This is a genomic window from Bacillus cereus group sp. MYBK14-1 (assembly GCF_051916885.1).
In the GTDB taxonomy this organism is placed as follows: Bacteria; Bacillota; Bacilli; order Bacillales; family Bacillaceae_G; genus Bacillus_A; species Bacillus_A cereus.
In genome coordinates, this window is the sequence record NZ_JBQAHM010000005.1 from 176,191 (window position 1) to 199,829 (window position 23,639).

Genomic DNA, 23,639 nt, shown 5'->3' on the forward strand with positions numbered 1-23,639 from the left:
CGGGCTGCCTGGCAAATAGCGGGATAAACTATTTAGCTATCTCTTCTTTCGGCATTACCATACCTTTATAAAGTTGAACAGTTATCCAGTAATAGATGAAATAAATGACTAAGAATATCCCAATTGGCACCCACACTTTTACAAACGGGTCAACTAATATAAAGCTGAATAAGTTAAGCCCTACTAAAACGTGAGAAATGCCAATGATTGCTGGGAAGATAAATAAATATGAAATTTCTTTATATATACTTTTCGTTAACATACTGCGTCTCACACCAATTTTTCGTAACATTTCATAACGGCGTACGTCGCGAGAAGCACCTGTTAATATCTTGAACATAAGGGAACTTGCCATCATTGCTAAAAAGGCAATTCCGAGGAAAAATCCCATAAACATTGTTCCGCTCATGAAGCTGTTCATAAACTGATAAATTGTCATTTTCGTAAATAAGTCTACCTTTTTACCTGTTGCTTTTTCAATTTGTGCTTTTTGTCTCTTGTCTATTTCGATCAATAACGGTTTATATTTTTTCATATCATCTACTTTTGCTAATGTTACAGTGTGTTCTGTTCCTTGAATTCCTTTATAATGCTCTTCGTCTGCAATTCTTACTGGTTTTCCGTTAAATTGATTATGCGTAATTTGTATCTCTCTTACAACTGCGTCTTCCCAATCCTTTGGCATACGAGGGAATTTTGCTAATTCAGGAGCCTCTAAAGCTGAATATACAGGTTCTGTTAAAGGTTCAGTCACACGTTTACGAACAGGTTCTTTTAACGTTTTTGTATCAAAATGGTCTGAAACAAGTGGTGGTTTCGCAGTTAAGTCGTTACGTAAATAATAAACCGCTTCTCCATCTACTTTATATTTGTACTTGCTTTCTTCAACAATTTCCATTTCTTTCAAGGCAGCTTTGTCTTGATCATTCGGATCATGAATTACAACATCATATACACGAGAAAAGTCTGTCATAATACCTACATTTTTTTGGAAAGCCATACCTGCCGTCATCGCACCTGCCCCTAATGCAATTAACATCGCTACAGTACCTAATACTCTCGATAAACTATTTACTCGAAAGCGTAGCTGTGCATATGTAAAACTATTTAGACCAGTTTCATTTCGTTTTTTATTCCCCTTAATTTTCATCACAAAAAATGGGAGTAATGAACTAAAGATAAAATATGTTCCAAGTGTTGTAACGATGGTCGCTATAATAAAACCTAATTCAGCATATATTTTTACATTGATCATAAAATAGTACCCTGTACTTACTAGTAATACACCAAGTACTGTCATTATTATAATGCGAGTTTTACTTTTCTTCACTTCATCTAGTGTTTCATCTTCACGAATTAACTCTAGTTCAGTTTTACGTAACAATCGGACACTGTTCATTAAGCCAGTAATGAAAAATAGTATTAAGAAGAAAATAGCTGTAACTAAAATTGCTGGTGTGTATACAGATGCATAACTACCTTTTGCTGAAATTTCCATTCCATTCATTAAAAAGTTTCCTGCTACACTTGCAAGTAACATCCCTACTAAAATACCGATAATAATACTGACAATCCCCATACCGAATGTTTCAATAAATAATAACTGTGCTACTTTTTTCTTTTTTGCACCAAGCATCATGTACATACCGAGTTCTTTTCTTCTTAATGTGAGCAAGAAAGAGTTGGCATATATAATATAAAATACAGTAATGAAAGATAATAGTATTGCACCTACCCAGAATACGAGTCTAATACTACTAATAAGACTATTATCCTTCGTAAATTCACTATTCATCGCCATCGTTTGGAACATGTAAAAAATACTAATGCTAATAACGAGGCCAATAAGTAAAACCATATAATCTTTTAACATTTTTTTCATACTATGACGTGATAATTTAAATAACATAGTTTCGCCCCCTACTTAGACTCAGCAGCTGAGCCCATATGAGCGAGCACACCTAAAATGTCTTGATAGAAATTCTCTCTAGTGCCTTGACGATTTAATTCTTTATAAAGAAGACCATCTTGAATAAATAAAATACGCTCACAATAACTTGCACTAAATGCATCATGTGTAACCATCAAAATACTTACATTGTGATTTTCATGTAAATCTTGCATCGCTTCTAATAAACTTTTTGCGTTTTTACTATCAAGCGCACCTGTCGGTTCATCTGCTAATACAATTGCTGGATTATGTACTAAAGCTCTTGCCGCCGCTGTTCTTTGCTTTTGTCCACCAGAAACAGCAGTTGGATATTTTGTTAAAATTTCAGTAATTCCTAATTTCTTCGCAACGTCATTTACCTTTCCAGTAATCTCACTTGATGGTACGCCTTGCAGAGAAAGTGGTAAAGCTATATTTTCATAAATTGATAAGTTTTCTAGTAGATTAAAATCTTGAAAAATGAAACCTAATTTTTGAGAGCGAAAATCAGATAACGCATTGCCCTTCATAGAAGTAATATTTGTACCAGCTATCGTCACACTACCACCTGTCGCTTGGTCAAGTGTACTTATCACATTAAGTAAAGTCGTTTTTCCAGACCCAGAAGGACCCATAATCCCGACAAATTCTCCTTCTTTAATACTTAACGATACACCCCTTAATGCTTTTGACTGATTCTCATTTCTTTTTCCATACGTTTTTTCTACACTTTCTACAGTAACTACATTTGTTGACATCTCTTTCACTCCATCCCTTTTGTATAAAATTAATTTCTCACATATTTCTTATTATTTTGTCATGTAAATCCTTAAGATTTTTTTAATTATTCATTCAATAAGAGTTACACCTGTAACATGAACCTATTTCCTACTTCATATTCTCATTTTTCTACAACTCGTTCCCTCGATTTCGCTTACATTTACCTTACATTTTTGTAAGATAAAAAAGAAAACACACTAATTTCTAATAGTGTGTTTTCTTTACAATCAATATTTTCTATTCTTTATTTCTTCTTCAATAGTTGCCACAAATACATCTAGTGCAATAACTTCTGACTTCTCTTCCCCATATTTACGTACATTTACAGCTCCGTTTTCCATTTCCTTATCTCCAATAACAAGAACATACGGTACTTTTTGCATTTGTGCTTCTCTTATTTTATATCCTAATTTTTCATCTCGTGCATCTTGTTCAACACGAACTCCAGCTTGTGCTAATTTAAGTGCAATCTCATTGGCATATTGTTCATGTACTGCATTTGAAACTGGAATTACTTTCACTTGAACTGGTGCCACCCATGCCGGGAACGCACCTCCAAAGTGCTCAATTAATATTGCTAAGAAGCGATCTAATGACCCTAAAACTGCCCTGTGAATAACAACTGGTCTTTTCTTTTCATTATTTTCATCTATATAATTTAAATCAAATTTCTCTGGCATTTGGAAATCAAGCTGGATTGTTCCGCACTGGTGACTTCTATTTAAAGCATCTTTAATATGAAAATCAATTTTCGGCCCGTAAAATGCACCGTCACCTTCATTTAGTCTATATTTATAATTTAGCGATTGTAATACATTTTCTAATGCTGCTTCTGCTTGCTCCCATAATTTATCATCACCCATTGAGTCTTCTGGACGAGTAGAAAGCTCTACTTCATATTCGAATCCAAAAGTTTTATATACGTAATCAATTTGCGCCATTACTGATTTAATTTCATCTTCAATTTGTTTTGGAGTTACAAATAAATGTGCATCATCTTGGCAGAAAGTACGTACTCTTAATAATCCGTTTAAGGCACCACTAAATTCATGGCGATGTACTTGACCAAATTCACACATACGAATCGGTAATTCACGATAAGAATGCAATTTATTTTTAAACATAAGCATGTGCCCTGGGCAGTTCATCGGTTTTAATGCAAAACTTTTATTATCTACTTCAGAGAAATACATATTATCTTTATAATGTCCCCAGTGCCCTGATCTCTCCCATACTTCTTGGTTCATCATGAACGGAGTGCGTACTTCTTGATAATTGTACTCTTTTTGAATTTCTCTTAAAAATGCTTCCAATTCGTTACGAATCATTTGTCCTTTCGGTAAATAAAATGGCATTCCCGGAGCCTCTTCAGAAAACATAAATAACTCAAGCTCACTGCCTAACTTACGATGATTTCTTTTTGCTGCTTCTTCAACGAAATGTAAATACTCTTCTAATTCTTTTTGAGAAGAGAATGCAACACCATATATGCGCTGAAGCACTTGGTTATTACTATCACCTCGCCAATATGCACCGGAAACGTGAGTTAATTGAAATGCTTTCAAATAACCTGTAAATGGTAAATGTGGCCCTCTACATAAATCTACAAATTCACCTTGTTTATATAGTGTTACACTTTCCCCACTAGGAATTGCTTCTAAAAGTTCTAATTTCAAGCGATCGTTCATTTCTTGAAACAGTTTTGCTGCTTCTTCTCGAGAAACCTCAACTCGTTCTATCTTTATATTTTCATTTATAATCTTTTTCATTTCTTTTTCTATTTTCCGTAAATCTTCTACGTTTACACTACTTGGAAGATCCATATCATAATAAAATCCATTTTCAATAACAGGCCCTACTCCAAGATTTATATCACCATACAATCTTTTTACAGCTTGCGCTAAAATATGTGCCGCAGAGTGTCTTGCAATTTCTACACCTTCATTTGAATCTATAGTAATGATTTCTACTTCCGCATTTTCTTCAATCTTTCGGCGTAAATCATATAATCCATCATTTACTTTCCCCGCGACTGCTTTCTTTTTCAAACTACTGCTAATGGATCCCGCAATTTCTTCTAAAGTAACTCCATTTACAAATTCTTTCACGCTACCATCTGGAAATTTAATTTCAATCATTTGTTCTTTCATTTTTCATCTCTCCATTTCATAATAAAAAGCACACTCATCCCTAACATAGGGACGAGCGTGCTTTTACCCGTGGTTCCACCCAGATTCCCATCACAAAATGCAATGGCTTCTTTTACGGTAACGTCGTTTATACGGCACTAGATACTTAATTTCCCCAGTGCAGCTCTAAGGTGGTAAGTTATTTTTCTGCGTTAGGAAGTTCTCAGCTTTCCTTCCTTCTCTGTATAACCGGGGAAAATAACTCGTGTCCTTTTCTTCGCTTTTTATGAAATTGAATACAAAAAAGCATATTCATCCCTAAATATAGGGACGAATATGCTTATATCCGTGGTTCCACCCAGATTCCCATCACAAAAAACATAATGGCTTCTTTTGCGATAACGTCGCATACACGGCACTAGATACTTAATTTCCCTAGTGCAGCTCTAAGGTGGTAAGTTATTTTTCTGCGTTAGGAAGTTCTCAGCTTTCCTTCCTTCTCTGTATAACCGGGGAAAATAACTCGTGTCCTTTTCTTCGCTTTTTGTAAAACATCCATTTATTGTTATTTAATATATCTTATTCATTTTATTTTTGCAAGTGTTTAAAAAAATTATTTATTTAATTAAAAAAGTGAAACCAAATTTTTTTGGTTTCACTTCACAATTTTACCAATCTTGTGGTTCGTAATTTAAGTCTGCAAATAGACGTCTTTTCTCTTTCTTTGTTAAATCTCTCCACTGCCCAACTGGTAAATTATTCAATTCAATATTCATAATTCTCGTACGTTTTAACGTGTATACTTGATAACCTAAAGCTTCACACATACGGCGAATTTGACGATTTAGCCCTTGTGTTAAAATAATTTGGAACTCATATTTTGATAACTGTGTAACCTCACAAGGAAGCGTTTTTGTTCCTAAAATTTTAACACCCGCTGCCATTTTCTCTAAGAAATCAGGTGTAATTGGCTTATCTACTGAAACAATATATTCTTTCTCATGTTTGTTTTCAGCACGTAAAATTTCATTAACAATATCACCATCATTCGTTAACAAAATTAAACCGTCTGAGTCTTTATCAAGACGTCCAATGTGACTAATTCGTAAAGGATGGTTCACTAAATCGATAATATTACCTTTTACTGATTTTTCACTCGTACATGTAATACCTACTGGTTTATTTAAAGCGATATATACGTGATCTCGAGCAATTCGAAGCTGCTCTCCATTTACTCGTACATCATCACCTGGGTTCACTTGGTCACCAATTTTTGCAACCTTACCGTTAATAATTACTCTTCTCTCATTAATTAGTTTATCCGCTCCACGTCGAGACGCTTTTCCAGCTTCACTAATAAATTTATTGATACGCAAATTAGGCACATCCTTTTCTAAAAAAATTTCAAGCTCACACTGCTTCTACCGTACAATACAAAAGGGTAAGCCTCCTATTATAACTTAAATATATTAACATGAAAGGGTATATAACGTCTTCTATTAATTACTTGTTTATAAGAAAATATCTTTATTATACATTCATTTATACACTTTTTCAGCGTTTAATATACAAGCCATTCTTCCTTACATACAGCTTGTTTTCCTTTTATCTCTTCTATATCTTCATGAATATTAGCTAATTTATATAAATCTGGGAAAATCTCTTCCACATAATGTTGATGCGTCTGTTCATCTTTCCAATACGTTAACACTATGTAACGATTTTCATTTTTTAAAGACTTCCCAACTACTCCACCTAACATTCCTTTTGCTTTTTCCATTCCTTTATTCCAAATTGTTTCTTGCTTCTGTAAAAAATACTTTTCCTTTTCCACCTTTACATCACATATAGCAACTCTTACGAATGATCCTTCTGTAACAACGTCTTTCAAATGCGTATCAGTTATATCATACAACGTTTGAAATAATTCAATTTCACACGAAAGAAACGTATCCTCTTGATTACTATTTAAATAAATTGTATCGTGAGCACCATTCATAAATGATTGATATGTACTTCTATCTTCCCATAAAGTAAATACACATGCCTCATCTTCATACCATCCACCAAATTGTCCATGAAAACCATCTAGATGCCGTATATCACTCCATTTTTCTTGCGCATTTGAAAACAATTCCTTTTTCTCTTCTTCCACCTTACATTAGATTGTTTTTAGTAACATTTTTAATTCCCCCTTTAGCATATAATTTATCTTCTTCTCACAATAATTAGTTCACATAATATTTTTATAATCACCCTAATACTCTTTATAGACATATAGAACTAATCATATTTATCACTACATCTATCAAAACATCTATCGAATTTAATTTCAAATGATTCAGAATAAAAAAAGATGTAACTCTTAATGAATTACATCTTTAGCTAATCTCCCTTATTCATCTTTTTCTCAAATAAATAATACGTAATTTCTCCCGGATAATGTACTACTGCTACCTTCCGCTCCCCTTTTTTAAAACTAACAGTATGCCCGTTTTCCCCTAAGTTCTCCCATCCATTCGCCTTTGTAATAGGCATTACACTTATATATTGATAGTCCTCTTCATTATCATCGTTAATATGGATTGCTGACATTGGCACTGGAAAATCTTTAATTTTAGATTCTTTGTCTACATATATGAGTGCAAATAAACCAACTAATAACATAGCCATTGAAATACTTAAAACCAGTTTTCTTCTATTCATTTTCACTAAAAACCCTCTTTTCTCGCATATAACTTTCATCATTTTACTAAATTTAATTATCAATGTATATAAAATAAGTAATTTAAATTATTTCTAACCTATTTTCTCTACTTTAAACAACATTATTGTTATATATTATAATTATAAGTTTTTTAATTTTGGAGGCGTTACATATTGCAGAAATTACTTTTTACTAAATGGACAGTTGTTATTTCTATTTTCATCATTTTCGGTACGATTTTCTATGTTACTAATGTTAAAAATAACAACGAAAAAGCAACTGTAGAAACAGCGGAGACAAAAACTTTCAAAACGAAATTACAACCTAAAATTCATGAATTGACTACTCATTATAATGACATCATCGAAAAAGATTGGTTACCTGCCTGGGAAGAGATTAACACGAATGGAGATTCAGTAGATCGAAATAAACTATTAGTTACAATGAGTGCTGTTTCCAAACAGTACGAAACAATTATGAACGAAATAGACACGCTTAAAATTGAAGAAAACATAACAGATATAGATATACAAAAACAACTACTTCAATTCACAACTCAGTTTAAATCCGCATCAAATTTCATGAAAAATGCAGCAAATTTGATTATAGACGGAGCAAATAACTCTACTCCAACCAATGAAACTATTGAAAAAACAAAACAAGCTTTAGGACTTGCGGATCAACATATTGTCATCGCTTTATCTACTTTAAATGAAGTTGAAGATAAATTAGGACTTACAAAAAAATAAAACTATTTACTATTTTAAAATAAAAAATGATTGCAATTCACAATTTGTATGTCTATAATGTTTTTATTGATTTACAATCAATGTGTTTATAAATTTTATAATTCGGATGAACCATTCAGGAGAAGGTCTATTGATCTACCGACGGGGCAAAAAGTTGTTATACCAGCTTTGAAACTCTCAGGTCTTGGTTACAAGTAGAACTGCATGGGGACGAATCTCTGGAGAGACTCCCTCTCGCTTTCATAGAGCGCGGAGGAAAACGAGCACCGAAGGAGCAAATCCGCTACTTTAGCGGATAATCTCTCAGGTAAAAGGACAGAGACAAGCGAAAGAAAAAGCCGATTGTATCGGTTTATTTTTCTATCCCTTGTTTCTCCAGAGACCATTTCATTTACTTGAAGTGGTTTTTATTTTTTCTAAAAAAGGAGAATAAAGATGGAGACAGTAAGTAAAGTATTAGAACAACTAAATCAATACGTGTGGGGATTACCAACTTTGTTGCTACTCGTTGGAACAGGTATCATTCTCACAGTGCGTTTGAAAGGTTTACAGTTTAGTAAACTATTATACGCTCACAAACTAGCGTTTAAAAAATCAGAAGATACTTCTTCTTCTGGAGATATTAGTCACTTCCAAGCACTCATGACAGCTATGGCCGCAACGATTGGTATGGGTAATATAGCCGGTGTTGCAACAGCGGTTACAATTGGTGGTCCTGGTGCAATATTTTGGATGTGGATTACCGCTTTATTCGGTATGGCAACAAAATATGCAGAGGCAATACTTGCAGTGAAATATCGTGTTAGTAATGAAAATGGTGAATATTCGGGTGGACCAATGTATTATTTAGAGCGTGGTTTAGGTAAGAAATGGCTTGCTATATTATTCGCTATATTTGGTACAACTGCTTCTTTCGGTATTGGTAATATGGTGCAATCTAACTCAGTTGCAGAGGCAATGCGAATTAATTTCTCTTTCCCTCCTGCTTTAACTGGTATAGTAATGTCATTTTTAATCGCAATTGTTATTTTAGGCGGTGTAAAAAAAATCGGGAAAGTGACGGGATATGTCGTTCCTATTAAAGCTTTCTTTTATATAATTGCTGGTCTTATAATTATTTTCTATCACTACGACCAAATTCCAGAAGCATTTTCACTTATTTTTTCTGGTGCATTTAATGGTACAGCAGCTGCTGGTGGTTTTATTGGGGCAACAGTTGCATCAGCTATCCAAATCGGAATGGCGCGTGGTGTATTTGCGAACGAAGCTGGTTTAGGGAGTGCACCAATTGCGGCGGCGGCGGCAAAAACCGATTCGCCTGCAAAACAAGCTTTAGTTTCAATGACTGGTACTTTTCTAGATACGTTTATTGTATGTACAATTACAGGACTAGTATTAATTACTACAGGCGCTTGGAAATCAGGTAAAACTGGTGTTGAAGCTACAACACTTGCATTCCAATCTGTATTCGGTACTGCTGGTAGTATGATTCTCGGTATCGCAATTATTTTATTTGCCTACTCTACTATTTTAGGCTGGTCGTATTATGGAGAAAAATGTGTAGCTTATTTATTCGGAGAAAGTGCAGTTAAATATTATAAAGCAATCTTTATTTTCATGATTGCAATTGGTGCTAATTTAAAGCTAGGAATCGTATGGACATTTGCTGATATTGCAAATGGACTTATGGCAATTCCAAACTTGATTGGTCTGATTGGATTAAGTAGTATTGTTGTTGCTGAAACGAATCGCTTTTTACAAGCAGAGAAATTGAAAGAAAATAATAAAAAACAGGCAAGTTAATCTATGAAAAAAGGAATGACTCATACATGATGAGCATTCCTTTTTTCATCCCCTCTTTTACTTAATTACTATCATTAAAAATATATTTATATCAATATTTACTCCTTTTTATTCCTCCAAAAGTTTTTCACATAAATGTCATAAATCGTATGGTCTAACTATATAGTTGAAAAGGAATGCGACATTAAAGTGTCGCTGAAAAACTCATCCAAGAAAAGGGAGGAAAAATCTTTTGAAAAACAAAATCATTGTTTTCCTATCTGTTTTATCATTTATCATTGGTGGTTTCTTCTTTAACACGAATACTTCAAGTGCTGAAACATCATCTACTGATTACGTTCCTAACCAATTAATCGTTAAGTTCAAACAAAATGCATCTTTAAGTAATGTGCAATCTTTTCATAAATCTGTCGGAGCTAATGTCTTATCTAAAGATGATAAGTTAGGTTTTGAAGTCGTACAATTTTCAAAAGGTACTGTAAAAGAAAAAATAAAGAGTTATAAAAATAATCCAGATGTGGAATATGCAGAACCAAATTATTACGTTCACGCCTTTTGGACTCCAAACGACCCATATTTTAATAATCAATATGGATTACAAAAGATTCAAGCTCCACAAGCTTGGGATAGCCAACGAAGTGATCCTGGTGTAAAAGTAGCTATTATTGATACAGGAGTTCAAGGCTCACACCCTGATCTGGCTTCGAAAGTAATTTACGGGCATGATTATGTTGATAACGACAATACATCTGATGATGGTAATGGTCATGGTACACATTGCGCTGGAATTACTGGAGCACTTACGAATAACAGCGTCGGAATTGCTGGTGTTGCCCCACAAACTTCAATTTATGCTGTCCGCGTATTAGATAATCAAGGAAGTGGTACTCTTGATGCTGTAGCGCAAGGTATTCGAGAAGCTGCTGATTCGGGTGCAAAAGTAATTAGTTTAAGTTTAGGAGCTCCAAATGGTGGTACTGCATTACAACAAGCCGTTCAATATGCATGGAATAAAGGCTCTGTTATAGTTGCAGCTGCTGGAAATGCTGGAAATACAAAAGCTAATTACCCTGCTTATTACAGCGAAGTAATTGCAGTTGGTTCTACAGATCAATCAGATAGAAAATCTTCATTCTCTACTTATGGTAGCTGGGTAGATGTTGCAGCACCAGGTTCAAATATATATTCAACATATAAAGGAAGCACGTATCAATCATTAAGTGGTACATCTATGGCAACACCTCATGTTGCAGGAGTCGCTGCTCTTTTAGCAAATCAAGGATATAGTAATACACAAATTCGCCAAATTATCGAGTCAACTTCTGATAAAATTAGTGGTACAGGTACGTACTGGAAAAACGGTAGAGTCAATGCATATAAGGCTGTACAATACGCTAAGCAATTACAAGAAAATAAAGCTTCTTAAGAAAACTTTAATCAGTCGATCTACCATGAATGCCGAATAAAATAGAAGGAGAGACTTCTATAATTAAAGCCTCTCCTTCTTACAAACTATATTACTCTCCCTGCTTTTTAACCATATGTAAATACAGTACAAAATCCATCATTGTCGACGAATGACCAAGTTGACGGATCATCGCTGTTATATTTCCTCTATGATATGTACCATGATTTACGACATGTTGCACTAATTCTAAAATCGAAGTTTCTAATTTCCCTACATATGGATTCTCAATAACAAATACAGCATTCACATCTTGTATTGTAATTAAAAAATCTTTATATTGATTTGCCATGTTTTCAAACATTTTTTCTAATTCATGTAACGATTTAGTTTCAATTTGTTTTCGTAAATCTTCTCGGTCTTGTATTGCTTCATTCATACTTTTACCATGCAATATATGTAACCACACTTGATCTGTAATATAAATATGCACAAAAGTATCCTTAATGGATGGAAATACACTCTGTATCTGCTCATTAAAAATCGTCTCATAGTTTGGTAACTCTTTTAATCGATTGAATAATCTTGTATTGGCCCAAGCATGATAATCACACTGTTTTAATATATAATCTTTCAATTTATATTACCTCCTTATTGTATGAAACGAATGGTTTGTTTCTTCATTTCTGATTCTCTATCAGCCTTTGCAATCCCTTTTTCTTTCATTTCATGCTTATTTATCGTTTTATATTTTACATACGTATAAAATTCCGTTTGAAATGGAAATGGTGTAATCCGAATTGTTTCCTCGTCCACCCATTCAGCTTGAATAAGTTTCTCCTCTTCACTATTAAACATTTCTGTTCCTTCAAAACCATCTTTAAATAAATCAATTTCATCTTTCTTTTTGACACCAGGCTTATTCATACATACGTATAAAGAAAGTTCATCACAAAACTTTAATAATCTATAATGTTTATCGAACATCGCAAACTGTTCTTTTGTTAACGTTTTCAAGATTCTTTTTTGTCGTTCTAATTCATGTTTATAAAATGACATCATCTCTTCATCTTCCTCGTTTAGTGGAAATGATAAAAAATGTTTACTACAAAGCAATGCCCCGTATGGATTAGAATTTTCAATTTCATTCAAACCAATCGTATAAAAAACAAAACGTAATGGGCTTGGACAATCCATAAATGTATATGGAATATTTTTAGCATCATTCAAAATTGGTACTTTATCAAGCTCTATCCATCCTCTGTCATGCTCATATATTGCATCAACTGTTTCTTTTAAATATGTTTTACTTTCAAAAAAGTCTTCTTTTATATGTTTTGCAATCTCTCCAGCTAAAAAACCATGATCATGTTGACGAATTAATATACTTTCCTTCTCATTTTTTTCACGAAAAATCATTCATATACTCCCCCTCATCCTCATATTAAAGCTTTTTATATGCATCGATTCTTAATTAATCCCTAAATAATAGAAGGGATTCAGTCTCTTGCAACGAAATTAACATAATTATATAGTATTCTATCTAATCATAGTGATAGCTTTATCTTTACTATCTATTATACTAAAACATTCATTCCAAAAATTTTTTTATGAGGTGAAAACATGAACAAAACAGAATTAATTAAAAACGTAGCTCAATCAGCTGATATTTCTCAAAAGGACGCTTCTGCAGCTGTACAATCCGTATTTGACACAATTGCTAATGCATTACAATCTGGAGATAAAGTTCAACTAATCGGTTTTGGAACTTTTGAAGTGCGCGAAAGATCTGCTCGTACAGGACGTAATCCGCAAACTGGCGAAGAAATTCAAATCGCCGCTGGTAAAGTTCCTGCATTTAAAGCAGGTAAAGAATTAAAAGAAGCTGTTAAATAAACAAGAAACCAGCCATTTTATAGGCTGGTTTCTTGTTTTTATTTAAGCAATTGCTTTATATTCTCTGCATGATACACTTCACAAATATAAAATACACATTTGCATTTACTTACAATTTGATACTTTCTAGTTGGATACACATTCGCTGTAACAGAACATCCATCAAACAATTCGATAATATTTCCAGATGGCTGATATCCTTCATATAATACATTTCTTCTTACTTCCATCTTTTCTATAAGCTTTTCAACAGGAATATTTCCACTCTCTAATTCACTCTTTATTGCGTCCGGTAAAAACGAAGTGTCTGCAAAAATTAGATTTTCAGATAACACCTTGCCTTTATAACTAACATTAGATACACGGTAAAGAAATGTTCCATCTTTATCAAAGAAATTCTTTGCTTCTTTCGGAATGTACTGTCTACCAAGTGCCTCTTGTTCAAGAACATCAAACTGAACTGTATCATTTAAAAGCTTTTCTAAAGCATGAATGGATGATGTATCTCCAGAAAATAAAATATTTTTAATTGCTTGTACGTTATAAGTGAATTCATTCTTTCTATTTTCCGCTACTAACATGAGGAACACCTCTTCTATAATTTTTTTATTTAAGATTTAAAAGTGCTGCCGCATCTAATTGCGTAATTTCAGTTACTTCCTTACTGAATATTGCAACAGAGGCCCTATAATCTAAACTAGGCTTTACATCTTCCATCATTGTATTATTTAATAACTCTTGTCTATCCTTAAAAACCAACAAGTTTGGAGGATCATTTGGAGCTGATACTGTAATATGTACTGGCGGAATCATTAGTCCTTCACCTGTCGCTTTCAGCACCGCTTCTTTTCGAGTCCAATATGTTAAAAATCCTTCTATTTTCTGTTCATTTGGCAGTTTCATAACTTGCGCTATTTCAATGTCTGTTAATACACCTTCTGCCATTTTCATAACATCTACATTTGGATTCATTTGTTCTACATCTATGCCAACAGGTGCAGATTTTGTAAAAGCAACGACAACCCACTCACCTGAATGCGAAACGGATAATTGCGGCATACCTTCTGGTAATTGTGGTCTTCCATGCTGCACTTTACATACTGAGCACATTCGATCAATTGGTACTTGGACTGGTGACATAGAAAGTATCTTACCGAGAACTAATCTACTTATTACGCAACCTATTATAAAACGAGCTCGATCTGCCGAATGATGATACGAATTTGCTTTCTCTCGCTCTATATCATTTAGTAAATTGTAATGCCATGATTGTAAATCCGAAATTCTTGCCCACCATATTTGACAATCATTCTCATTCAAAGTTGGAATAGAATCTACAACTTTACTTTCTATCATGTAAACTCTCCTTTATTCAACGAATATCAATTTTCATAAGAAAGCATGCGTATATTGTTATTCATTGACAAGTACTTTCTCTTTTTCTGATACAGATAATGTTTTTTCTTTCTTCTTTGACATTACCTCTTTATCGGAAATACGTAAAGAAAATAGTAGTGCTATGAGCAAAAATATTGCTGATCCAATTAATGCTGCTTGATATGGTAAAAAATCGGATTGAGCGTTATTACTTCCAAAACCAGCTAGTATACTAGCTAAAACAGCTACTCCTATTGCTGAACCTAATCGATTTTGCACATTGAATATAGTAGTAGCTCTCCCCATAGAAGGCGGCGTGATATTGTTAAAGGCAGAAAATTGAACCGCACCGACAGATTGACCTAAGAAAATACCGATACCAAACAATAATGCGCGGATTTGCCACGGATTCGTATCGTGATTTACAAAACTTAATAAAACAAAGATAACCACGGTACAAATTAATCCAATAGAAATTACCTTTCGCGCTCCTAATTTTTTATATGACCATGGCACAATTTGTGAAGAAATCATTAATCCAATCGCCTCTGGAAATGTCGTAAGTCCTGATTCCAGCGCGGAAACTCCTATCACATTTTGATACATAAGTGGAAAAACAAATAACATTCCTAGTAAACCAGCTGATGAAAATAATGATATAAGACTCATCTTTCTAAACACTGGTTCTTTTAATAAACGTAAATCTAACATCGGTTGCTTTACTTTCAGTTCTACGATTATAAACAATGTAATGAATACACCCCCAGCTATCCCAGTACTCATAATTTCTGGAGAAATCCACCCTTTTGATGGTCCCTGGCTGAGCGCATATATGAGCATCGCAAATCCTGGTGCTGATAAAATAAAGCCGAGCGAATCAAAGCGACCAGCTGATTTTTCAACATGCTCTGCTAAAAATAGAAGTCCAAATAGCAATGCAACGATTCCAAACGGTAGATTAATATAAAATGCCCAACGCCAAGACATTTGATCTACAAAGAAACCACCGATGATAGGACCAATTGCTGGTGCTACAGCAATTGGAAGTATAATGAACCGAGAAATCTTCGGTCTTTCCTCTGGTGAAAATGTTCGAAATAACATTGCCATTCCAACTGGTGTTAAAAGCCCTCCACCAGCACCTTGAATAATACGGAAAATATTCAATGAAGTAATATCGTTAGCCATTCCGCATAAAGTAGAGGCAATTGTAAATACGAAAAGAGCAATTAAAAACACTCTTTTCGTACCAAATCGATCTCCTAACCAACCAGAAATCGGAAGGAAAACAGCTAAACTAACTAAATACCCAACATTAACCGTCCCCATTGCAGATGCAGGTACTTGTAGTTCTCTACTTATCGTTTGCAGTGCTACATTTACAATCGTTGCGTCCATCGCAGCCATAAACATCGCAGTTATATAAACGATACTTACAACTACTTTTGGATTTAGTTTTTCTTTCATTATCGTTTTCCTGCTAATGTTTTTTCACGAACTTGATTACTTTTTGGATTCAAATCTTTCCAGTTATATTCAACATATTCTAAGCAGCTCTGCCTACTAGCTTCTTCATATACGACATTCCAGCCAATAGGTACATCGAGAAAAGCAGGCCAGAGAGAATACTGGCCCTCCTCATTTATTAATACTTTATATGTGTAATTATCATTTTCAAATGGATTCGTCATACTCTACTTACCCCTTTCTTATTCTGCAAATATTTCGCTAATACTTGTCCAATTTCCGTAAGCGGACCTGGCTGACATAGATCTTTATGTCTACAATCAATATCGTGCTGCACAATTTGCCCGTCTAAATAATTTAGCCACGTATTTGGAGAAATAGGATCAAACCAGTCTGGTATAACAGTAGATCTAAAGAACAGGATATCTCCGTTATAAACTTTCGGTACATATTTCCCTAACAACCCTACTGAATTTACATATGTTTCTTTCAAGTTCAATATAGTCTCTTCTTCAAGACTTGCTAATGCACTTCCATCTTTACGAAGGATTTCAACTGCACTTTCCATTGTAAGTGGTTTACCATCCATGTTATCTGGGTCATATCCGCCTAAAGCAAGTAATGCGATTAACGCTTCCTCTTCAGTAGGCGCTTCCGTATTCGGTAAGAAGTGTCCAGGATAAGAGTCAAGCATAACGAGTAATTCTACTTCTTCCCCTTCATTTTGTAATTGCGCCGCCATTGCATGCACAACATTTCCTCCAAGCGACCAACCTAATAAACGATATGGTCCATGAGGCTGTACTTCACGAACGTGTTTCAAGTAATCCGCCGCCATCTCCTCTAAACTTTTTGGAAGTTCTTCATTTTTAGCAATACCACGTGCTTGCACACCATAAATTGGATAATCTGTTCCTAAAGATTTCATAAGTCCTGCATAGCACCAACTTAATCCACCTGCTGGATGTACACAAAATAGTGGTAATTGATCCCCGCTTGCTCGTAATGGAAGCAACACATCAAGTGCACTTTGACCATTCCCCATCTCAAGTCTTTCAGCTAACCCTGCAACAGTCGGTGCTGCAAATAAAGTACCAATGTTTAGTTCCACTCCAAGCGCCTCTTTCATGCGGCTCATAAGCTGCACTGCAAGGAGTGAATGACCACCAAGATCAAAGAATCCGTCATCAATTCCAATTTGAGGTACACTTAGCACTTCTGTAAACAAGTCACATAACATTTCTTCTTGCGGTGTTCTTGGACCACGACTAGAAGATGATGCGATAAATGCTGGAGCTGGCAATGCCTTTCTATCTAATTTACCGTTTGGAGTTAAAGGTAACTCATTTACTACTACAAAAGCGTATGGAACCATATAATCTGGTAAACTACCACTAGCAAACTGACGCATTTCATTCGTATCAATTGCTTCATTATTTGATGCAACGATATAAGAAACTAACCGTTTATCCCCTGGTTGATCTTCACGTACAATAACGGCTACTTGCTCAGCTTTAGGGTGCTTCATTATGACTGCTTCTATTTCTCCTAATTCAATTCGGAATCCACGAATTTTGATTTGATGATCTGCACGTCCTATATAATCTAGCGTCCCATCATTACGCCAGCGAGCTAAGTCTCCTGTACGATACATTCTTGTACCTGGCTTGCCAAATGGATCTGCGATAAAGCGTTCAGCCGTTAATCCTGCTCTTCCTAAATATCCACGCGCAAGTCCTGCACCTGCAACATACATTTCTCCAACTACTCCAGGTGGGACTGGTTGTAAATAGTTGTCTAACACATACACTTTAAGGTCAGGTATACTGCACCCAATTAAACTATTTGCCCGTAAAGAGACGATAGTTTCATCTAATTCAATATAACTAACATGTACTGTCGTCTCTGTAATACCATACATATTAATAAGCTTTGGTGCGTTATGAGGATGTCGACTATACCAATCTTCTAAGCGACTTAGCTCAAGTGCTTCTCCTCCAAAAACAACATATCGTAAAGATAATTTTTGGCCAATCTCTTCATTTTCACGATCTGCTTGCATCAATTGGTAGAACGCTGATGGAGTTTGGTTTAAAACCGTAACCTTTTCTTTAACAAGAAGCTGTAAAAATTCTTTCGGCGAGCGACTTACAGTATGTGGGACTACAACTAAACGCCCTCCGTATAATAAAGGTCCCCAAATTTCCCAAACCGAGAAATCAAAAGCATATGAATGGAATATCGTCCAAACATCGTTTCCGTCAAACTGGAACCAATGATCAGTTGCTCCTAAAAGTCTCACTACATTTTGATGAGGTATCATAACGCCTTTCGGTCTGCCCGTTGACCCTGACGTATAAATAACGTAAGCAATATGTGATGGAGATAATGGCTTAATTCGTTCCACTTCATCAATATTGTCTTCACTATATTTCTCAACCTCTGCTATTACTTTCACATCATCAACTAAAACTTTTAGTGCCTCATTACATTCAATTTCCACTTCTGAATTCGTTAAAACACATGATGGTTTCGCATCGTGTAGCATAAATGAAATACGGTCTGCTGGGTAATCTGGATCTAACGGAAGGTATCCAGCACCAGCTTTAAGAACAGCTAATAAGCTTACAACCATGTTTAATGATCTTGGCATCGCTAAAGCAACGAGTTGATCAGGACCAATCCCTTTTGCTATTAGGAATCGAGCTATTTTATTTGCTTTTCTATTTAACTCTTCATAAGTTAATTTCTTATCTTCAAAGACAACAGCAATAGAATTTGGATTTATATGAGCCTGCTTTTCAAACAATTGTGGCAATGTCATTTCTGGTGCAATTTGAAAACCACCATTCCACTTTTCTAACACTGTATTTTTCTCTGCTAAAGTTAATATTTCTAATCTGCCAATGGATTGATCTGGATTTGTAGTTGCATCATCTAATAACAAAATGAATCGTTCTATTAGTTTTTGAACCGTTTCACGTTTATATAAATCGGTACTAAACTCTAGTAATCCATGTAAACCGTTCGGAGTACCATCAACCCCGTTACTCTCACTAATTTCAAATGTTAAATCAAATTTTGCAGAACCAACGCTTTGAATTTCAAGGCTCGCTTCTAAATCTGGTACATGAAACGTTGCTTCTGGTGTATTTTGAAAAGCTAACATAACTTGAAACAACGGATGGCTGTTTCGAGTACGTACTGGATTTAATACTTCAACAAGCCTTTCAAATGGAACATCTTGATTTTCATAAGCTGCAAGATTTACCTGCTTCACTCTATTTAATAATTCTTTAAAACTTGGATCTCCTGAAGTATTTGTACGTAACACTAATGTATTTACAAATAAACCAACAATATCTGAAAGTACATCATCATTTCTTCCAGCAATCGGACTTCCAATTGGTATATCAGTGCCTGCACCTAATCTTGTAAATAGTGCACTAAGCCCTGCTTGCAATACCATAAACAAACTAACTCCATTTTTACGTGCAAGCTCTACTAACCTACTATGCATACCTTCATCTATATGAAAATGAATTGTTTCCCCGCGGTAACTCGTCTCAATTGGACGCTGGAAATCTGTAGGTAACTCCATTTGGTCTGGTAAACCTTTAAGTTCTTCTTTCCAAAAATCTAATTGTGTTGAAATAAGACTCTCTTGTGTCGTTTCATCACCTAGCAATTGCTGTTGCCAAAGTGCATAATCTGCGTATTGAACTGGTAGTGTCTCCAGCTGAACTCTGTCACCTTGACATCGCGCTTTATACGCCGCTGTAAAATCTCTCGTTAACGGCTGTAATGACCAGCCATCACCTACAATATGATGTAATAGAATTAATAATACATGTTCGTTTTCACTCATTGTAAAAAGTTGCAAACGAACTGCCGGCTCAAAATCGAGGTTAAAGCTATATCTTACCGCCTCTGAAAGTACACTTTCTAATTCATCTTTACATGTATTAGTTATAACCATTTCTAAATTTAAGTTTTCCATATCTAAAATTTTCTGATAGGAACTACCTAATACGTTAGGGAAAATTGTTCTAAGTGTTTCATGTTTCTCAACTACATCATAAAAAGCACCTTGTAATGCTTCCCGATTCAATATTCCATTCATACGAATGACTAGCGGAATATTATAAGTAGGACTTGGACCTTCTAAACAATTTAAGAACCATAACCTGCGCTGTGCAAATGAAAGTGGAACTTCATTTGGCCTACTTGCTTTCTGAATAGCTGGTCTTGCGCTTTTTGCATGGTTTAATTGTTTCGCCAGTTCGGCAACAGTTGGTGATTCAAATAGTTTCCCAATTCCTAATTCCACACTTAACGTTTCACGAATTCTTGCCATTAAACGAGATGCGAGAAGTGAATGTCCACCCATTTCAAAGAAATTATCATCAATGCTAATTCGAGAAACACCAAGTACTTCTGCAAATAAATCACATAATATTTCTTCTTTCGGATTTCTAGCAACTCTCTCATTGTTCATTCCATTAAAATCAGGAGCAGGTAATTTCTTTCTGTCAACCTTACCATTTGGCGTTAATGGTAATACTTCTAGCACAACAAATGTCGATGGTATCATATAATTCGCTAAACTTTCTGAAACATAAGAACGAATTTCTGAAAGATTAATCGGTTCCTTTTCTTCTGCAACGATATACGCAATGATGCGTTTATCATTTGCACGATCTTCTCGTACCATTACTACCGCTTGTTGAATATTTTCATGTCGTTGTAATACCGTTTCAATTTCAGCTAATTCAATTCGGAATCCACGAATTTTAATTTGATGATCTGCGCGACTAATGTACTCTAACGCACCATCACTACGCCATTTCACAAGATCTCCTGTACGGTACATGCGCTTCCCTGATTCTCCATAAGGATTTGCAACAAACCGTTCAGCTGTTAACTCAGGTTTTCCTAAATATCCGCTTGCAAGTCCTTCCCCTGCAATATATAATTCCCCAATAACTCCAGGTGGCACTGGTTGTAACCCTGCATCCAATACATACACTTCTGTATTGCAAATTGGTTTTCCAATAGGAGGTATGCCCTTTTCACCTTCATCAATGTTCATGAAAGTAGACCAAATCGTCGTTTCAGTTGGTCCATATAAATTAGTTATTGAGCAACCTAATTCTCGTAATTTATTTGCTAAATGCGCTGGAAGAGCTTCACCACCAACAAGTATGCTTAGCCCTTGTAGCTTCTCTGGATAATCAGTTACTAACGCCTGCCAAAGCGTCGGTGTAGCCTGCATAATGGTCACTCTTTCTTCATGTAAAAGTGTCGTTAATGCAGAAGGCTCTTGTATGTCTTCTTTTTGCGCAATTGTTAAACTTGCACCACTAATAAGAGGTAAATAAATTTCTAGTGCAGAAATATCAAATGCAAACGTTGTAACTGCTAATAAATGATCATTTTCATTTAATGAAAACTTTTGTTGCATAGCCATTAAAAAGTTACTTAAACCTCTCATAGGAACAATTACACCTTTTGGGTTTCCTGTTGAGCCTGAAGTATATATTGTATAGGCTGGGTTTAACAGTGATACATCATTCTTACATGCTATATTCATACGAGAATATGTATGTAACGCTAGTTTCGTTTCTTCGTCATCTAATACAATTTTTTTCATATCCTTTTCTATAACTAACTTAGATGAAACAGATGAATGTGTTATGATACAAACTGGTTTTGCATCATTTACTATATAAGTAACTCTATCTGCTGGGTATTCTGGATCTATTGGTAAATACGCTGCACCAGCCTTTAAGACTGCTAGCATACTAACTACCATTTCTATTGATCTAGGGAATACTAAAGCTACAAACTGATTTGGTCGTATTCCTTCTTCTACTAAATAATGTGCTAGTTCATTCGCTCGTTCATTTAGCTCTTTATACGTAAGGATTACACCGTCACAAGTAATCGCTAGTTTATTGGGATTTTTTTTCACTTGTTTTTCAAATGATATAGGCAGACTGATTAATTCATCGTCTTCCTTCGTTTCATTCCATTCCAATAAAACTTTATGATTTTCTTCAGGCAGAGTAATGTTTATTTTTCCAATCGACTCGTTTTTCTCATAATTATTTATTACTAATTCAAATAGATTCATAAATCTTTCTTTATGCAATGCTAGCTCCGCGTTATTATATACTTCAGGATTTGCATCAAAATGAATCATTATCTCATTTTGATCAAAACGTTTATATACATTTATCGATAAATCATCGACAGGTCCTGCTGATAAGTTATGCGTAATACCACGATTTCCAGCAAAATTAAGCCCGTAATCAAAAGGCATAACATTCACTAACGGTCCAAACAACCTTTGATTTTCACCTAGTAACTTTAAATCTCTTCTTAATTCCTCATGACGGTATTTATAATGGCGACGGACATCTCGGATTTCTTTAGAAACTTGCTGCAATAATTCCGCAAGAGTTATATTTGGAGTTACTGTAATACGAAGTGGAACTAAATTCATTACCATACTTGGTGTATGAATAGATACAGAACCTAGACGTCCCATCATCGGTAGACCTAAAACAATATCATTTTCACCTGTTAATTTATGCATATAAATACTTGTTACAGCCACAATGAATTCCGGCCAACTTGTTAACGAAATATTGATATCTTCTAGTAAAGTTTTCGTGCTAGAACTAGATAAATAAGCTGTTTCTCGTGAAAATCCATTTGATGTTCTCGGTGCTCGTTCTGCCAAACTTACAACTTCTGGGGCATCTGCAAACTTTTCTAACCAAAAAGTACGATCTTCCTGAAATTGTTTAGACTCACGATACTCAATATCTTCTTGCACGACTTTTGCAAGAGAACCAAATGGCTTTTCATTCTTGTTTGTTTCTTCTATAAGTGATGTATACTCATTCGCTACCTTTTGGCTAAGAAGTGAAAATCCATAGCCATCCATCACAATGTGATGGATGCGCTGATACCAAAAGAAACGATTATTTTCAACTTGAATAAGTGCTTCAGTAAATAAAGTATCTTTTTTCAAATCGACTGGTATAGATAAATCATTTTTCATCCATACTTTAGCAGCTTCTTCAGGGTTTTCTTCTTTCCGAACGTCAATAAAATGCATATGAAACTGTGATTCTTCAATAACTTGCCATGGGCCAATTTCATCCTCTTCGAAGCGAACGTGAAGTGCTTCTGCTTCCAGTACAACTTTACGTACAGCTAATTCAAAAATGTCTTGATGAATATTCCCGTTTATTTCTACATATTCCCCAGTATTATATATCGGATTAAGCGGATCTAATTGTTGCGCAAACCACATACCAGACTGCGCAGATGATAACGAATGACGAATCTTTTGACTGTTAGGCATTCTTTACTACCCCTTTAT

At 34.9% G+C, this 23,639-nt stretch carries 17 protein-coding genes, 1 riboswitch and 2 other annotated features; of the genes, 4 read left to right on the forward strand and 13 right to left on the reverse strand.

All coding sequences use genetic code 11. The features are described 5' to 3' along the window. Positions 1 to 28: 28 nt before the first annotated feature. The 6 genes from ACTFR3_RS15810 to ACTFR3_RS15835 all read right to left on the reverse strand — a co-directional run bounded on the left by ACTFR3_RS15810 (position 29) and on the right by ACTFR3_RS15835 (position 7,587). A complete protein-coding gene (locus ACTFR3_RS15810) occupies positions 29 to 1,909 on the reverse strand; it encodes an FtsX-like permease family protein (protein WP_440044572.1) in 1,881 nt (626 codons plus the stop codon). 11 nt (positions 1,910 to 1,920) lie between these two features. After that, positions 1,921 to 2,688 carry an ABC transporter ATP-binding protein gene (locus tag ACTFR3_RS15815; protein ID WP_000106426.1) on the reverse strand — a complete coding sequence of 256 codons (768 nt, stop codon included), beginning with the start codon at positions 2,686 to 2,688 and terminating at the stop codon, positions 1,921 to 1,923. 249 nt (positions 2,689 to 2,937) lie between these two features. After that, complete coding sequence (thrS, locus tag ACTFR3_RS15820; protein WP_063219978.1) at positions 2,938 to 4,860, reverse strand: threonine--tRNA ligase; 1,923 nt, start codon at positions 4,858 to 4,860, stop codon at positions 2,938 to 2,940. A gap of 44 nt (positions 4,861 to 4,904) precedes the next feature. Then, positions 4,905 to 5,126 (reverse strand) — a binding site (T-box leader). A 36-nt stretch (positions 5,127 to 5,162) separates the two neighbouring features. Beyond that, positions 5,163 to 5,386, reverse strand: a binding site (T-box leader). Between the two features lie 121 nt (positions 5,387 to 5,507). Beyond that, entirely contained in the window at positions 5,508 to 6,215 is a 708-nt protein-coding gene (gene rluF / locus ACTFR3_RS15825) for a 23S rRNA pseudouridine(2604) synthase RluF (RefSeq protein ID WP_001222171.1), read from the reverse strand. 185 nt (positions 6,216 to 6,400) lie between these two features. Continuing rightward, complete coding sequence (locus tag ACTFR3_RS15830; RefSeq protein ID WP_440044574.1) at positions 6,401 to 6,994, reverse strand: DUF4937 domain-containing protein; 594 nt, start codon at positions 6,992 to 6,994, stop codon at positions 6,401 to 6,403. A 230-nt stretch (positions 6,995 to 7,224) separates the two neighbouring features. Next, on the reverse strand, positions 7,225 to 7,587 hold the full coding sequence (locus ACTFR3_RS15835) for a hypothetical protein (protein ID WP_002025767.1): 363 nt from the start codon (positions 7,585 to 7,587) through the stop codon (positions 7,225 to 7,227). Between the two features lie 132 nt (positions 7,588 to 7,719). Here ACTFR3_RS15835 and ACTFR3_RS15840 point away from each other — a divergent pair, with 132 nt between their 5' ends. The 3 genes from ACTFR3_RS15840 to ACTFR3_RS15850 all read left to right on the forward strand — a co-directional run bounded on the left by ACTFR3_RS15840 (position 7,720) and on the right by ACTFR3_RS15850 (position 11,524). Further along, positions 7,720 to 8,295 (forward strand): hypothetical protein, encoded by a 576-nt coding sequence (locus ACTFR3_RS15840; RefSeq protein WP_001170889.1) that lies wholly within the window; start codon positions 7,720 to 7,722, stop codon positions 8,293 to 8,295. A 208-nt stretch (positions 8,296 to 8,503) separates the two neighbouring features. Beyond that, a riboswitch (glycine riboswitch) is annotated at positions 8,504 to 8,624 on the forward strand. Positions 8,625 to 8,730: 106 nt separating this feature from the next. Next, positions 8,731 to 10,098 carry an alanine/glycine:cation symporter family protein gene (locus ACTFR3_RS15845; RefSeq protein ID WP_000451037.1) on the forward strand — a complete coding sequence of 456 codons (1,368 nt, stop codon included), beginning with the start codon at positions 8,731 to 8,733 and terminating at the stop codon, positions 10,096 to 10,098. Between the two features lie 232 nt (positions 10,099 to 10,330). Continuing rightward, positions 10,331 to 11,524, forward strand: coding sequence for a S8 family peptidase (locus ACTFR3_RS15850; protein ID WP_000790938.1), 1,194 nt, complete (start codon positions 10,331 to 10,333; stop codon positions 11,522 to 11,524). Positions 11,525 to 11,615: 91 nt separating this feature from the next. Here the strand turns inward: ACTFR3_RS15850 and ACTFR3_RS15855 are convergent, their stop codons facing one another. Further along, positions 11,616 to 12,140, reverse strand: coding sequence for a DinB family protein (locus tag ACTFR3_RS15855; protein WP_000656267.1), 525 nt, complete (start codon positions 12,138 to 12,140; stop codon positions 11,616 to 11,618). Positions 12,141 to 12,154: 14 nt separating this feature from the next. Then, positions 12,155 to 12,922, reverse strand: coding sequence for a DUF3891 family protein (locus ACTFR3_RS15860; RefSeq protein ID WP_000577298.1), 768 nt, complete (start codon positions 12,920 to 12,922; stop codon positions 12,155 to 12,157). 204 nt (positions 12,923 to 13,126) lie between these two features. Here ACTFR3_RS15860 and ACTFR3_RS15865 point away from each other — a divergent pair, with 204 nt between their 5' ends. Further along, entirely contained in the window at positions 13,127 to 13,399 is a 273-nt protein-coding gene (locus ACTFR3_RS15865; protein WP_001043905.1) for an HU family DNA-binding protein, read from the forward strand. Between the two features lie 38 nt (positions 13,400 to 13,437). On the opposite strand, the gene ACTFR3_RS15870 is transcribed toward ACTFR3_RS15865, so the two are convergent. From ACTFR3_RS15870 to ACTFR3_RS15890, 5 genes are read right to left on the reverse strand one after another with little or no spacing between them, the layout of a single operon-like run. Continuing rightward, positions 13,438 to 13,980, reverse strand: a complete 543-nt coding sequence (locus ACTFR3_RS15870) for a hypothetical protein (RefSeq protein ID WP_000959125.1) — start codon at positions 13,978 to 13,980, stop codon at positions 13,438 to 13,440. 25 nt (positions 13,981 to 14,005) lie between these two features. Beyond that, positions 14,006 to 14,755 carry a 4'-phosphopantetheinyl transferase Sfp gene (sfp, locus tag ACTFR3_RS15875; RefSeq protein WP_000573004.1) on the reverse strand — a complete coding sequence of 250 codons (750 nt, stop codon included), beginning with the start codon at positions 14,753 to 14,755 and terminating at the stop codon, positions 14,006 to 14,008. A 57-nt stretch (positions 14,756 to 14,812) separates the two neighbouring features. Then, positions 14,813 to 16,243 carry an MDR family MFS transporter gene (locus ACTFR3_RS15880; protein ID WP_000660197.1) on the reverse strand — a complete coding sequence of 477 codons (1,431 nt, stop codon included), beginning with the start codon at positions 16,241 to 16,243 and terminating at the stop codon, positions 14,813 to 14,815. Continuing rightward, complete coding sequence (locus tag ACTFR3_RS15885; RefSeq protein ID WP_000184057.1) at positions 16,243 to 16,467, reverse strand: MbtH family protein; 225 nt, start codon at positions 16,465 to 16,467, stop codon at positions 16,243 to 16,245. Before ACTFR3_RS15885 ends, ACTFR3_RS15880 begins: the two co-directional genes overlap by 1 nt. Then, complete coding sequence (locus ACTFR3_RS15890) at positions 16,464 to 23,621, reverse strand: amino acid adenylation domain-containing protein (protein WP_440044575.1); 7,158 nt, start codon at positions 23,619 to 23,621, stop codon at positions 16,464 to 16,466. The genes ACTFR3_RS15885 and ACTFR3_RS15890 overlap by 4 nt, the downstream gene beginning before the upstream one ends. Between the last annotated feature and the right edge of the window lie 18 nt (positions 23,622 to 23,639).